Origin of the sequence: Bacillus suaedaesalsae, assembly GCF_016890225.1 — a bacterium.
GTDB lineage: Bacteria > Bacillota > Bacilli > Bacillales > SA4 > Bacillus_BS > Bacillus_BS suaedaesalsae.
In genome coordinates, this window is sequence record NZ_JAFELM010000030.1 from 82,158 (window position 1) to 94,915 (window position 12,758).

Genomic DNA, 12,758 nt, shown 5'->3' on the forward strand with positions numbered 1-12,758 from the left:
AATAATTCCTCCTACATTTTATTGTTTAACGAACCGCACAACGGTTTGGTCCGATTTCCATTTCACGTTGCTTATCTTGATCTGGGCTAATTTTACCCATGTTCGTTTCACGAATTTCTTGGTAAGCATTTGGTTGTGGTGGTAGGTTTTCAGTTACAAGCTTTCTAAATACTTCTTCATCTTCAATATTTAATCCATGGTTCTTAGCGAATAGTGTACCTAGCTTTTCAGACACACTTCCATCTTCGTTTAATTCTTCAATGATCATAAAGTGAGCTGGAAGAACAACTAATTCTTCAGAAAGTTCTCTGTAACGTTTGTATAAGCTTTCTCTTAAGTCACCAACCCAGTCTTCTGCAAGACCAGCTAAGTCAGGTCTTCCAATTGAATCGATGAATAAAATGTCACCTGATAATAGGTACTTTTCATCTACTACGAATGATGTTGACCCAATTGTGTGACCTGGTGAATATAAAGCGTGAATGTTGATTGCTGTGTTACCGATTGTAACTTCATTACCACCTTCTAATGCTTGATATTCAAATGTTACTTCAGTTGCATCCTTTGGTGGTAGCCAGTAATTTGCATTACTTTTTTCAGCAATTACTCTTCCGCCAGAAATGTGGTCCCCATGAAGATGTGTATCAAATACGTGAGTGATTTTTGCGTTAATGCTATTTGCAAAATCTAGGTAAACATCCGTCATACGTGTAGAGTCAATAATTGCGGCTTCTCCGTTTGAAACAACCATATAAGATAAGCAACCTTTACCGATACGTACGAATTGATATAACTCTCCGCCGTCTTTTAAGTCACCGATTTTAACTGGTTCTAAATGTTCACTCCATGCTTTCATTCCACCCTCAAGGTATGATACAGATAGCCCAGCTTCTGATAAAAATTCTGCTACCATTACTGATGCCCCTTCCTTAGCACAAGCGACTAATACTTCTTTATCGGTTGGAATCTTATCCATAATTTCTTCCACACCATCAAGTAATTCAAAATAAGGAATATTTAAGTAGTCAAAGTTTTCACCTTCAATTTTCCAATCAGCGAAATCACTCTCGTTTCTAACGTCTAAAATAAATAATGGTTCTTTATCAAATACCTTTCTTGTTACTTCTTTTGAAGTCATTGCTTTTACTGTCATCCCCATTTACCCCCTTAGGTATATTTTAGTTTAAAAAAATATTGTCTTTTTTAGCCCCTGTTAAACAATGATGTTGATTTCCGTGGAAGGTACTCCCTTTCCGCGGGCGGGGTAGTGAGCCTCCTCGGCGTTTCGCCTCTGGGGTCTCCCTTCCCACGCTCTTCCGGCAGGAGTCTCGTACCTTCCACTACAATCAACATATTCAAAAAATTAAAATTGTACTTTAACACAGTCTAATTTTAAAGGACACTGTCTTATATGGTTGATTCCAGATATTAATACGTCCTTTTTTAATGTCTATCACCAATTAAATACTCGTTGTGTTACCAGTCCACAAACTCATACCCGGAACTACGTTAATGACATTTGTAAAACCTTTCTCAGTTAATGTTTGTGCAGCCATGTCACTTCTGTTACCAGTACGGCATACCACATAGATCTCAGCGTCTTTATTTAATTCATTCATACGATTTTCTAATTCACCTAATGGAATAGAAATAGCATTTGGTATGTGATTAAAAGCATATTCTGCTGATTCTCGAACATCTAGAACAACAATCTGATCATTGCTATCCATACGTTTTTCTAAATTTTCATTACTAGCTATATGAGGATGCTTTCTTTCTTCTTTTTCTTCACCAGTCGCTTTTCGGATATAGTGCTTAAGAACATCTCCTTCTTCAAGAGTTCCTAAATATTGATGACCTGTACTTTCGGCCCAAGCTTTAATGTCTGCTTTAGAACCTTTATCTGTCGCTTGAACCTCTAATATTAGACCGGCTTCTAAATTGTTAATCGCTTTTTTTGTTTTTACAATCGGCATCGGGCATGCTAACCCTTTTGCATCAAGAATTTCGTTTGCTTTCATCTTATAACCTCCAATTATTAAATACTCTGTAGGGTATTATTTTCTCTAAAAAAATTACTCAACCTTGCCTTCCCAAGCAAGCATTCCACCCGTCATATTGATTACATTGTAACCTTGACTTTCTAAAAATTGAGTAGCACGGCCACTTCTTCCACCTGAACGACAGATCATAATATATACTTTAGATTTATCTAATTCATGCATGCGGAATTCTAGTAAACCAAGTGGAATATTGATTACACCTGGAATTTTCTCAGTTGCTACTTCATCTACTTCACGAACATCAATTAAGTTTACTTCTTTGCCTTCATCTAATAATGTTTCTAGTTCTTTTACGCTAATTTCTTTCATTGTATATTCCTCCTAACAGTACAGGCGCTCATTCCGCCTCTAACATTTGTTACTTGCGTAAATCCATTCTTTTTAAGAATCGTACTTGCTTTGCTACTTCTCATACCACTTTGACAAATAACAATTACTTCTCTATCTTTTGATAGATCATTTAATTTTTGTGGTAATTGATGAAGAGGAATATTGTTAAAACCTTTAATATTGTTTGACTTGAACTCTGCTGGAGTTCTTACATCAATATATTGTTTATTTTTATCATGGAGCTGATTTTTTAATTCAGCTGTTGTAATATTGTTTATTCCTTTTGGTGGAAGGATTCGTCTTATGATAAAGAACATTACAAGAGCTAAAAGCACGTAATTTACATATTCCATTAAAGTTCCCTCCCAAAATACACTTATCTATTAGATAAATAAATTCACATTACCTTCTTGTGCATCTGCTAAGTACGCAGCAACACCAGCATACTCGATACCTTCTAATAATTCATCTTGGTGAAGACCTAATAAGTCCATTGTCATCGTACATGCTACTAATTTAACATCTTGTTCCTGTGCCATTTCAATAAGCTGTGGTAATGGCATAGCATTATGTTTCTTCATAATATCCTTAATTAATTTAGGACCAATACCACCAAAATTCATATTTGACAGACCCATTTTATCTGCGCCTCTTGGCATCATTTTCGAAAACATTTTTTCCATAAATCCTTTTTGAACTGGCACATGCTCATTCTTACGAAGTGCGTTTAATCCCCAGAACGTATGGAAAATTGTTACCTCATGATCATAGGCTGCAGCACCATTCGCAATAATGTAAGCTGCCATCGCTTTATCATATTCACCACTAAATAAAATAATTGTTGTACGTTTTTTTTCTGACATTTGTTTTCCCCCTAGTTTTTATATTACTCATACCTGTATAGGTATATCGTTCTTCAAAAAAATATTATCCCTTTTTTATCCAAAACTTTAAAACTTCATTTTCTTCCTCATGTTTCACTAATTCATGACCACCAGATTTAGCCCAAGCAGCTAGATCATTTTTTGCCCCTTTATCTGTTGCGTGGATTTCTAGAACCTGACCTGATTGTAATTCATTCATCGCTTTCTTTGTGTTAACAATCGGCATTGGACATGCTAATCCTTTTGCATCTAATACTTTATCTCCATTCATTTATTTCAACCTCCAAAGTTTTATTTTAAAATTACCCATAGGGGTATATTACAGAGCAAAAAAATGATTGTCAATCATTTTTTATCTACTGCGAACTAATAAATTTACAGCTTCTTTTATTAGATCGTCAGTTTTTCCGCCATTTTTCTCTGCCTCTAACACACATTCTACTAAGTTTGAACTAACAATAACACCTACTGTTCGATCAACTGCTGACCTGACGGCAGATAATTGTGTAATGACTTCTTTACAATCCTTACCGTCTTCCATCATTTTAAGAATACCTCTTAGCTGACCTTCCATTCGTTTCACTCTATTTTTAATTTGTTCATTATATTCCATATAGATGCTCCTTCCTTACTTTTCCATGCAATCAGTTAATGTATAACTAATTACGTTAAAACCTTTTTGTTAAAGAAGCGAATACTCATATTCTTGTCCAATTGATTGGCTGCGACAATATGAATCTTCTTCTTAGATATTTCATTAAAGTATCTATTTAAATATGCCATTGGTATATTTCTTGATCCTTCTATCGGATTTTTATAGGATTGATTATAATCTCTAACATCTACAATTTCTATAGATCGTTCAGTTGGGCTTATTGTACCACATTCTACCCCACGAACTGGATAATATCTTTTATAGAAAACAAAAGCAATAATGCTTACTGCTAGTATTGTTATTAATAACATAATTGTTACCTCTTTATAGGTTCTTGTATACATGTTGTACTGACCTACAAGACTTATATTATACCCTAATGGGTATTGCGTCAACACTTTAAAACAATTTTTTTGGATTAAATAAAACAGACCAACATTTCATTGGTCCGTTGCGCTTGCTATATACAATTATCAATACATTTAATAAGCCTGTCTTCAATATCCTTCGTAAATGCTTTTAACCTTTCATCATTCAATAAACTTATTAAGGCTGTCGGTCTTGGCATCCCGATCTTCGTTTTCCCTTCATGATCATAAACCACTATCTTACAAGGAAGAAAATAGCCAGCCATTTCGTTTTCCATTAATACTCTTTGTGCTTCTTTAGGATTACAAACCTCCAACACTTTAAACTCTTTCTCAAATTCTAACCCTTTTTCTTGTAGTTTTTGTTTAATATCAAACATCCATAAAACACTGAATTTTTCATCCTTTAAGCTAGTTTCTATACTTTCAATTGCTTCTACAATATTTTTATTTGTTGTTACATTGTAATCAAACATTACCTTAACCATCCCTTACATTATATTTGTCTAGTTTATTATCACTTAAAACTAACCATTAGATTCTATTCTCCCCAAGGAATTAGCAAAACCTCGGTAGGCTTATTTAATTGCACATATCAAAAACCCATTTCCCTAATGTGGAAAATGGTTTTTTGTAAAAACGTCCAATTGAATTTTATGTACTTCTATTTCTTAAAGCTTCCCTATCGACATTCTGTGGAGGTTGCTCCAACCATCTATGCTTTATCATTAATTTTGCACCATCTTCTGCATACTGAATGATTTCTGCAATCAATCTGGTATAATGGCCACCTAAATCCTTTCTTAAACTTGCACCTATTGCACCACCATAGCCAGCAACTCCTATAACATTTAGACTATCAGTATGAAACATCATTAATTTATCTGAAAAAGGAGCATCAATTGATTGTGATATTGTAGAATCCCATGAACTTGGGAGAGGTACACCATCTTTTACTAATATATCTCTAAATACAGTTTCATGTTTGGCTGCTATTTCAGTTCCCCTTTCCATGTATTTCCTTACTTCAGGTAATTGCGCTGTTTGGGAAAACCCCGCAATAAATGTTCGGCCAATTGAATTGGTTTCTGTGTTTTTTGAAATATGGGCCATCTCAACTACAGTTAACGGACGATGTCTTCCTATTAGTCCTGATAGAAAAGAATCATCTTGTAGGTACTCAGCCTTTTCCATAGGTGGGATTGTTGGTGAACGAATAAAAGCACCTTTCTTTAATAATAAATCGCATGCATCGTTATAAAGTTGCATGAACATTTGTGATGTTTTCGAAAATAATTCCCTTACATCGTTTCTCGCTAAGACTTCCAAAAACGCAGCTGCAGCTGCAGTACCAGTTGCTGCCATGTATTTTATATACCGAAGTCCAAATAAATCTGAATATAATCTACCGGCTTCTAAATTAACATCATCCTTCGTAAAACCAATTGGCAGTGCATGATTTTCTTTGTCAAATATTTTAGTTACCTCTTTAATAACAAACTTACAATTATTCAGTGCATGTTGAATAATTGGTGTAATATCTGCATCTTCATTTACTTTTGAGAAATGCGACAATGTACAATAGGACATTGAGTTTTGCATAAACGCCCCCCATAAGGCTGCTACCTCAGAAGAAACTAGCTTAGGATTATGTTCCATTTTTACATGCTCCTTTTTACTTTTTTTCTTTGTTCTAGTATTAACTTGATATGTTAAATAATGCTCTTAATGCAAAATAAAAAGTCTGAATTCAAGTTAATGAATCCAGACTAAATCCCTCTATTAATTTATTTGACTGAACAATTCGGGTTTGGCCACAATTGCCCTTTATAACTATGAAAAACGCTTGGTACATGAACACTAATTATGATTTGTCATTGAATCTTCTTGTTGTTTACATATTCCATGAAGTCTCTCGCTTTTTGGAATGGTTCTTGAAGCTCTATTGATACATCTTCAATTTTGATTCTCTCACTTGGATTTAATCCACTTTGGACAACTATTTTTTCAAATGTCATAAGTGCTTCGATATAAGTATCGTACTCTTCAGATGTTAAAACTTCTTTACTAGAAGGATTTCCATTTAATGTGTCAAAATACGGTTGAATCTCCATCATAGTAGCTTTCAATTCCTCTTCTTTTTCTAACGGTATCGCATCATAATTGATATTGCCGTACCGGTCCCCGTATGTTAATTTTGCCTCTGTAATGACATTTAATAGTTCCTTGAATTCCGAAAACTCATCACTTCCTAAATCACCTTTAGCTTGAGTCAATTTTGCGTTTAATAATAAGAAACTTTCCATCGTTACATTTGCAAAATGTTTTTTCATGTTTTCGAATGATCCATAGAAATCATCTGCTATATAGGTTTGATAAGTAAATGCACTAGTCGGAATGACTAACGTAGCAACTAATGCTACTGTTAGTAGCTTATTTTTTATATTACTTTTATTTCTATTATCAAAATTGTTCATGACCTTTTTCTTTAAATCAGTTGGAGGATGTATATTGCTTCCCGTTTCTTGTAGAGATTCTCTTAATTGATTCGTCAAATTCATCATAGATTCCCCACTTTCTCTAAGCAGATTTTAGTAGTTGATTCTTTCATGCGCAACTTTTTCAAAGCAGCATTTATTCTTGATTTAACTGTCCCTAAAGGTATATCTAAAATACTTGCTATTTCTTCTTGCGTATAGTCGTTTAAATAACGTAGAATAATCACTTGTTTCAGCTTAAAGGTAAGTTGATTAACTAAATCGATTACATGCTGATTTGATATTTTTTCAATAATCTCATTAGAAAAATCAAGCCCTATCACTTGTTTCTGTTGTTCTGCTTTCTTTACAATACGAATCCTCATCCATCGTTTCCTGCGATAAGCTTGAACTTGCCTTATGACAATTCCCGTTAGCCATGGTTTAAACTTCTTGCTACCATCGAAACTACTCAATGATTTATATAACTCTATGTAAATATCTTGAACTATGTCATCTACATCATCTTTTTCGTCTATTAGAAAATGAACGTTTTTATAGACATAATGAATTGTGTATTCATACAGTTCCTCATATGATTGTTTATTTCCAGAAAGAATACTTTTTATCAGACCTTGAATTGCTGGAATTTCGTTCATACGCTTCCCTCCTTTTTTTGTTTGTTCACTATATATTGGAAAGAAATTAGCATTTCGTTCGTTTTTTTGATAATTATATTTTAATGTTTCATATAAACTTTGATCGTTACACAGCAGAGATAATAGAAAAGGCACATATCCAAATTGGAATGTGCCTTTGTGATGACCTGTGAGGGACTTGAACCCCCGACCCCAACCCTGTCAAGGTTGTGCTCTCCCACTGAGCTAACAAGTCTATTTATAATTGTAAGAATACTATATCTAAATTATCTAACCTTGTCAATAATAATCAAATTTAAATACGAACATATATTCCTAAAATAACACTTGCAATAGAACTAATGTTCGTATTATAATCTCCTTGAGGTGAAAAAAATGAACCCTTTTTATCCTACTATTATGAAAATGCATCAAAACAATCAACCTGCGGAAATCATTTATCAATCAACATCTGGAGAATTGTCTCATCGTGTAATTTATATAAATAAAGTAACTCCTCAATTTGTTCAAGGTTTTTGCACCTTACGTAAAACAACCAGAACGTTTTCATTACAAAATATTTTATCTGTATACCCGTCAAAGAACACTAACTCAACTTTCAGTAAAACATCCTCTATCTTTTGATACGAACTTCCAATAATTCAGTATATCTACATCCCTCTATTTTTATTATGATAGTGTAAAGTTCATTCTTATAGGTGATGATTACTATGCTGCTATTACAATGGGGTTACACAAAGAAGTACAACATCAAAGCAATTTTTGATTATTGTCCAAATTCCACTGTCATCTTTAGACAGATACAGGATTATTACTTTGTCTATATTGTCAATTGGTCTGAACCAGATCCAATTATCGATAGAGACAACTTAGTTCTCATGGAACAACTCTTGAATAAAGAACTAGGTACACTTGAAGCGTATGAAAAACGAAAATCAAATCAATCCAACGTCCTTACATAACCCTTGTCACTTTTTCTCATATTAGTAATAAAACAATTGAGAGGGGTTTTCGTATGAAACAGGAGTATAAGATTCCAAAGAGCTTTTTTGAAGAAAGTCAATATGCCCAAAAGGTTAGCATGGAATTAAATAATGATGCCGGTGGTTTAATTTTCGACCGATATTTTCACGATATTGGCATGCAACTTCATATCGATGTAGTTTTTGAAAAGCAAGACCGTGATGGTGATACATGGTTTTTAGGTGGGAATGACCACGTCCAAATGATTGTAAACGATGAACAGGAGTTTTATTTATTAACAATCACGGCACTTGATGAACAAGGACACACATTGCTCCAATCATTTAATATTGACTCAATTCAATCATGAAGGTAGTTGTTCTTTCCGATACTCATATGCCTAAAAAGGCTAAACAATTACCTCGTATCTTAATTGAGCACTTAATGAAATCAGACTATATTTTTCATCTTGGAGATTGGCAAACTGTTGATCTCTATAACGAACTAAAGAGCTACGCCACGATTATTGGGGTTGCTGGAAATGTTGACAATAACGAAATAGTCGAACTGCTCGGTTACCATAAAATTATAGAAATAAAAGGGTATACTTTCGGTTTAGTTCACGGTCATCAAGGAAAAGGACGTACGACTGAAGAAAGGGCGCTAAATACATTTCCAAACAAAAATGTAGACGTCATTTTATTTGGTCATTCTCATATTCCTGTACTAAAAAAAGTAAACAATTCTATTCTCTTTAACCCAGGGTCCCCAACTGATAAACGTAGACAATCCCATTTTTCTTTTGGAATAATTGAAATTAATGAAACAATTATACTTCAGCATATTTTCTTTGATTGAAACTCAGTTAATCAATGTCTCCCAAAGGAATGAAAGATGATTCTATGTTACAATATTAGTAATTTGAATGAAAAAATGATGGAGGCAATTTCTAATGGAACAGCAGAAGGGAACGATTGAAGAAATAACATTTACTAGCTCCTCTCTAGGTGAGGACCTTTCAATTCTTATTTATAAACCTGCAAATTTTTCAACACTATACAAATATCATCTTATCATTACTCAAGATGGTCAAGATTATTTTAATTTAGGTCGGATTGCTCGAGTGACCGAGGATCTGCTACAAAACAAAGAAATTCCAAATACGATTATAGTTGGTATCCCTTATCCTTCAGTGGAAGAAAGACGTCGTAGATATCATCCTAACGGCGAAAAACATAAAGCATACATACGTTTTTTATCACATGAATTAATACCATATTTAGATCAAACACTTCCTACATTCCAAATGGGTCGAGGACGAGTATTAATGGGAGACTCTTTAGGAGGAACTATCTCATTACTTACTGCCCTGCAATATCCACACACATTTGGAAAAGTAGTTATGCAGTCTCCATTTATCAATTCTTATGTAAAAGATCAAGTTGAGGGGTTTTCTTCGCCACATTTATTGCAAATTTATCAGGTAATTGGCACGAAGGAAACAGCTGTTGAGACTACAAATGGTCAAGTGAAGGATTTCGTCAAGCCAAATAGAGAACTAGCTGAAATCATTAAGTCTAGAGGGTTTCAAGCTTTTTATGAAGAATTTGAAGGTGATCACACTTGGACTTATTGGCAACCTGATTTAATTCAGGCCCTTCAATTTATACTAAACGATTAGTTTATTTGTAAGGTTGTTCTTTGGTATAATATTACATATCATGTATTCTAGATAAATTCCGTACTATCCATTTTAAAGGGGGTTAACTCAATGAAATATGGAATTGCATTATTTCCGTCAAAAAAACTTCAGGATTTCGCAAACTCTTACAGGAAGCGTTATGATCCAAGCTATGCTTTAATTCCTCCTCATGTGACATTGAAGAGTGGATTTGAGACGTCTGAAGATACTATTAAATCAATTGTTCATGAGCTACATAGAATTGCTTCAGATGTTCAACCATTTTCACTAAATGTTTATAAAGTCAGCTCTTTTCACCCGGTGAATAATGTTATTTACCTTGGTGTTCAACCAACACCAGAATTAGAGGAACTTCATAACCGCATGCATGCAGGTCCCTTCCCGATTGACCGTGAGTATGCATACGTTCCACATATTACAATTGGCCAGAACTTATCAGACGATGAACATTCGGATGTGTTAAGTTCTTTGAAAATGTTAGATGTGAAGCATCAGGAAACAGTTGACCGTTTCCAGCTTTTATATCAATTAGAAAATGGATCATGGACCGTTTACGAAACATTCCATTTAGGAAAGGAATGTTAACCTTTGGAAGTTAAAATTGTTACAAACAACACCGAGTTTGAAGATGCTCTTAAAGTACGAAGAGAAGTTTTTATTGAAGAGCAACAAGTACCTGAGGAAGAAGAAATTGACCAATATGAAGATATTTGTACTCACGTAGTTGTTTATGATGATAACAAACCGGTTGCAACAGGACGCTTACGTGATTATGAAGGGATTGGGAAATTAGAAAGAATTTGCGTTCTTTCTTCCCATCGAAGCCATGGACTTGGAAAAGTCGTTATGGATCAATTAGAATCTATTGCCGAGAAACAAGGTTTTAGCAAATTAAAGCTAAACGCACAAACGCATGCAGAAGGATTTTATGCGAAACTTGGTTACGAAACTGTATCCGATATTTTTATGGATGCAGGTATTCCGCACGTGACTATGGTTAAAATCATTAACGCTGTGAATTAAGACTGTGACATATGTTACAGTCTTTTTTCTATGCAAGAAACTTCACTCATATTTCATATTATTCGGGTACATCCTAAGTAAAGGATACGATTAAAAAGGAGATGAATAATATGGACTTTACTGGACTTGCTATAAAATTAGTAATTGGTTATGTAGCTCTAATGGCAATTACAAAAATTCTTGGTAAAACACAAATAAACCAATTAACTCCATTTGACTTCATCTCAGCACTTGCTCTTGGGGAATTAGTGGGTGGTGCAATACATGATAAGGAAATATCTCCCTGGCAAATTATTTACGTTGTAATTATATGGGGGGCTCTTGTCTATATTACGGAGATGATTACTCAAAAATTCAAACAGACTAGATCTCTATTAGAAGGAAAACCCTCTCTTATCATTCACAAGGGGAAAATTAATTATGAAGCATTAAAGAAGAACAAATTAGATCTTGATCAACTTCAACTACTATTACGGAAGAAAGATATCTTTTCTATTCAAGAAGTAGAATATGCCATTTTAGAAACTGATGGAACAGTGAGTATTTTAAAGTCTTCCACTGCCGCGTCTCCAACCAGAAGTGACTTACAATTAAAGAAGGAACAAGTTTTCCTTCCAATGGCCTTGGTGTTAGACGGAGAGATTGTTAAAGATAATTTAAAAGAAGCTGGCTTTGATGAAAATTGGCTTAGAGGGCAATTACAAGTACAAGGCATCAATCGAATTCAAGATTGTTTGTTTGCAGAATGGAAAGAAGGAGAAGCTCTTCATGTTATGAAGTACTAAGCTTCTCCTTCTTTCTTTGATTATATAGATTCATTAAAGTTTATGCCTTTTCCTGTAATGACAGATATTAATTCGTAGTTTACCTTCGGTTTAGTACGACTCTTATTATGTGAATTAGAAGGAATATTGAACTCCTTCATTTGATCAAATTCAGTATTTTCACGATTAGAATCATTGATTTTTCTAATTATGGTAGTTTTAAAAACCGGCGGTAACATAAATGGTGAATTTGCACGATTGGACGTCCTATTTGAATATTGCTGTGATTGGTAATTATTAATTGGCAATATGTATCCCATTTTGTCCTCCTCCTTTTTAATTCTTTGCTAATTTTCTTGTCACCACATTATTCGTAGCTTCATACTAGTTTATGTCTATCTCACCAATAGTTTCATTGGCTTTGCAAGTAGTCCTAAGATTTGCTCACTCATTTATTATAGGACGAGCACTTTAAAAAACTTGACGAAATCCGCCGTATACAACGTCTATTCTTGTCAAACACCCTATTAATCGTTCGACACATTTCACTCTTTAACACAGTAAAGCAATGGGGGCCTGTCCCCCATTGCTTTACTGTGTTAAAGAGAATAAAAAAGCCCTTCCATTTAGGAAGGGTTTAAGAAAGCATTAAAGTAAACCAAGAGGAAAGAACCAGACACCATGAGAAGATAGCTTAAATTCCTACCCAAAGTTAAGCTATTCTTTAGAACAAGGACCCTTGTTCTTTACTATCATATGAAATTTCACTCTCTTTGTTTGGACAAGAGTCCTAGGACAAATGTGGATTTAACATTTTAAAAAAGACACTTTAACCCATTAACGCATTGGGGGACAGGCCCCCAATGCGTT

Annotated in this window: 19 protein-coding genes, 1 tRNA gene and 1 pseudogene; 7 read left to right on the forward strand and 14 right to left on the reverse strand. The window is 34.2% G+C overall.

All coding sequences use genetic code 11. The features are described 5' to 3' along the window. Positions 1 to 25 precede the first annotated feature (25 nt). From JR050_RS10880 to JR050_RS10940, 13 genes and pseudogenes are all read right to left on the reverse strand, one after another. A pseudogene (locus JR050_RS10880) lies at positions 26 to 1,175 on the reverse strand (MBL fold metallo-hydrolase). A gap of 285 nt (positions 1,176 to 1,460) precedes the next feature. Next, positions 1,461 to 2,021 carry a sulfurtransferase TusA family protein gene (locus tag JR050_RS10885; RefSeq protein WP_204203525.1) on the reverse strand — a complete coding sequence of 187 codons (561 nt, stop codon included), beginning with the start codon at positions 2,019 to 2,021 and terminating at the stop codon, positions 1,461 to 1,463. 54 nt (positions 2,022 to 2,075) lie between these two features. Then, positions 2,076 to 2,372: a rhodanese-like domain-containing protein gene (locus tag JR050_RS10890; RefSeq protein WP_204203526.1), complete on the reverse strand. Its 297-nt coding sequence runs from the start codon at positions 2,370 to 2,372 to the stop codon at positions 2,076 to 2,078. Next, positions 2,369 to 2,746, reverse strand: a complete 378-nt coding sequence (locus JR050_RS10895) for a rhodanese-like domain-containing protein (protein WP_204203527.1) — start codon at positions 2,744 to 2,746, stop codon at positions 2,369 to 2,371. The genes JR050_RS10890 and JR050_RS10895 overlap by 4 nt, the downstream gene beginning before the upstream one ends. Before the next feature lie 30 nt (positions 2,747 to 2,776). Next, positions 2,777 to 3,256 carry a DsrE/DsrF/DrsH-like family protein gene (locus tag JR050_RS10900; protein ID WP_204203528.1) on the reverse strand — a complete coding sequence of 160 codons (480 nt, stop codon included), beginning with the start codon at positions 3,254 to 3,256 and terminating at the stop codon, positions 2,777 to 2,779. Between the two features lie 64 nt (positions 3,257 to 3,320). Next, on the reverse strand, positions 3,321 to 3,548 hold the full coding sequence (locus JR050_RS10905) for a sulfurtransferase TusA family protein (RefSeq protein ID WP_204203529.1): 228 nt from the start codon (positions 3,546 to 3,548) through the stop codon (positions 3,321 to 3,323). 81 nt (positions 3,549 to 3,629) lie between these two features. After that, complete coding sequence (locus JR050_RS10910) at positions 3,630 to 3,890, reverse strand: metal-sensitive transcriptional regulator (RefSeq protein ID WP_204203530.1); 261 nt, start codon at positions 3,888 to 3,890, stop codon at positions 3,630 to 3,632. Positions 3,891 to 3,940: 50 nt separating this feature from the next. Then, entirely contained in the window at positions 3,941 to 4,243 is a 303-nt protein-coding gene (locus tag JR050_RS10915; RefSeq protein ID WP_239454286.1) for a rhodanese-like domain-containing protein, read from the reverse strand. A 149-nt stretch (positions 4,244 to 4,392) separates the two neighbouring features. After that, positions 4,393 to 4,776 carry a DUF302 domain-containing protein gene (locus tag JR050_RS10920; protein ID WP_204203531.1) on the reverse strand — a complete coding sequence of 128 codons (384 nt, stop codon included), beginning with the start codon at positions 4,774 to 4,776 and terminating at the stop codon, positions 4,393 to 4,395. 178 nt (positions 4,777 to 4,954) lie between these two features. Next, positions 4,955 to 5,959 (reverse strand): DUF3231 family protein, encoded by a 1,005-nt coding sequence (locus JR050_RS10925; RefSeq protein WP_204203532.1) that lies wholly within the window; start codon positions 5,957 to 5,959, stop codon positions 4,955 to 4,957. Between the two features lie 215 nt (positions 5,960 to 6,174). After that, positions 6,175 to 6,864 (reverse strand): DUF3600 domain-containing protein, encoded by a 690-nt coding sequence (locus tag JR050_RS10930; protein WP_239454288.1) that lies wholly within the window; start codon positions 6,862 to 6,864, stop codon positions 6,175 to 6,177. Continuing rightward, complete coding sequence (locus JR050_RS10935) at positions 6,861 to 7,436, reverse strand: sigma-70 family RNA polymerase sigma factor (RefSeq protein ID WP_204203533.1); 576 nt, start codon at positions 7,434 to 7,436, stop codon at positions 6,861 to 6,863. Before JR050_RS10935 ends, JR050_RS10930 begins: the two co-directional genes overlap by 4 nt. Positions 7,437 to 7,599: 163 nt before the next feature. Beyond that, positions 7,600 to 7,671: transfer RNA gene (locus JR050_RS10940), tRNA-Val, on the reverse strand. A 475-nt stretch (positions 7,672 to 8,146) separates the two neighbouring features. Here JR050_RS10940 and JR050_RS10945 point away from each other — a divergent pair. The 7 genes from JR050_RS10945 (at position 8,147) to JR050_RS10975 (ending at position 11,909) form a co-directional block, all read left to right on the forward strand. After that, positions 8,147 to 8,398 carry a hypothetical protein gene (locus JR050_RS10945; protein WP_204203534.1) on the forward strand — a complete coding sequence of 84 codons (252 nt, stop codon included), beginning with the start codon at positions 8,147 to 8,149 and terminating at the stop codon, positions 8,396 to 8,398. Between the two features lie 53 nt (positions 8,399 to 8,451). After that, a complete protein-coding gene (locus JR050_RS10950; protein ID WP_204203535.1) occupies positions 8,452 to 8,769 on the forward strand; it encodes a hypothetical protein in 318 nt (105 codons plus the stop codon). After that, positions 8,766 to 9,257, forward strand: coding sequence for a metallophosphoesterase family protein (locus JR050_RS10955; RefSeq protein WP_204203536.1), 492 nt, complete (start codon positions 8,766 to 8,768; stop codon positions 9,255 to 9,257). The genes JR050_RS10950 and JR050_RS10955 overlap by 4 nt, the downstream gene beginning before the upstream one ends. Before the next feature lie 94 nt (positions 9,258 to 9,351). Next, on the forward strand, positions 9,352 to 10,080 hold the full coding sequence (locus tag JR050_RS10960) for an alpha/beta hydrolase (RefSeq protein ID WP_204203537.1): 729 nt from the start codon (positions 9,352 to 9,354) through the stop codon (positions 10,078 to 10,080). A 90-nt stretch (positions 10,081 to 10,170) separates the two neighbouring features. Further along, positions 10,171 to 10,686 carry a YjcG family protein gene (locus tag JR050_RS10965; RefSeq protein WP_204203538.1) on the forward strand — a complete coding sequence of 172 codons (516 nt, stop codon included), beginning with the start codon at positions 10,171 to 10,173 and terminating at the stop codon, positions 10,684 to 10,686. Between the two features lie 3 nt (positions 10,687 to 10,689). After that, positions 10,690 to 11,124: a GNAT family N-acetyltransferase gene (locus JR050_RS10970; RefSeq protein ID WP_204203539.1), complete on the forward strand. Its 435-nt coding sequence runs from the start codon at positions 10,690 to 10,692 to the stop codon at positions 11,122 to 11,124. Between the two features lie 110 nt (positions 11,125 to 11,234). Continuing rightward, positions 11,235 to 11,909: a DUF421 domain-containing protein gene (locus JR050_RS10975; protein ID WP_430392877.1), complete on the forward strand. Its 675-nt coding sequence runs from the start codon at positions 11,235 to 11,237 to the stop codon at positions 11,907 to 11,909. A gap of 20 nt (positions 11,910 to 11,929) precedes the next feature. Here JR050_RS10975 and JR050_RS10980 read toward each other — a convergent pair whose 3' ends face one another. Further along, on the reverse strand, positions 11,930 to 12,208 hold the full coding sequence (locus tag JR050_RS10980) for a hypothetical protein (protein WP_204203541.1): 279 nt from the start codon (positions 12,206 to 12,208) through the stop codon (positions 11,930 to 11,932). Positions 12,209 to 12,758 lie beyond the last annotated feature (550 nt).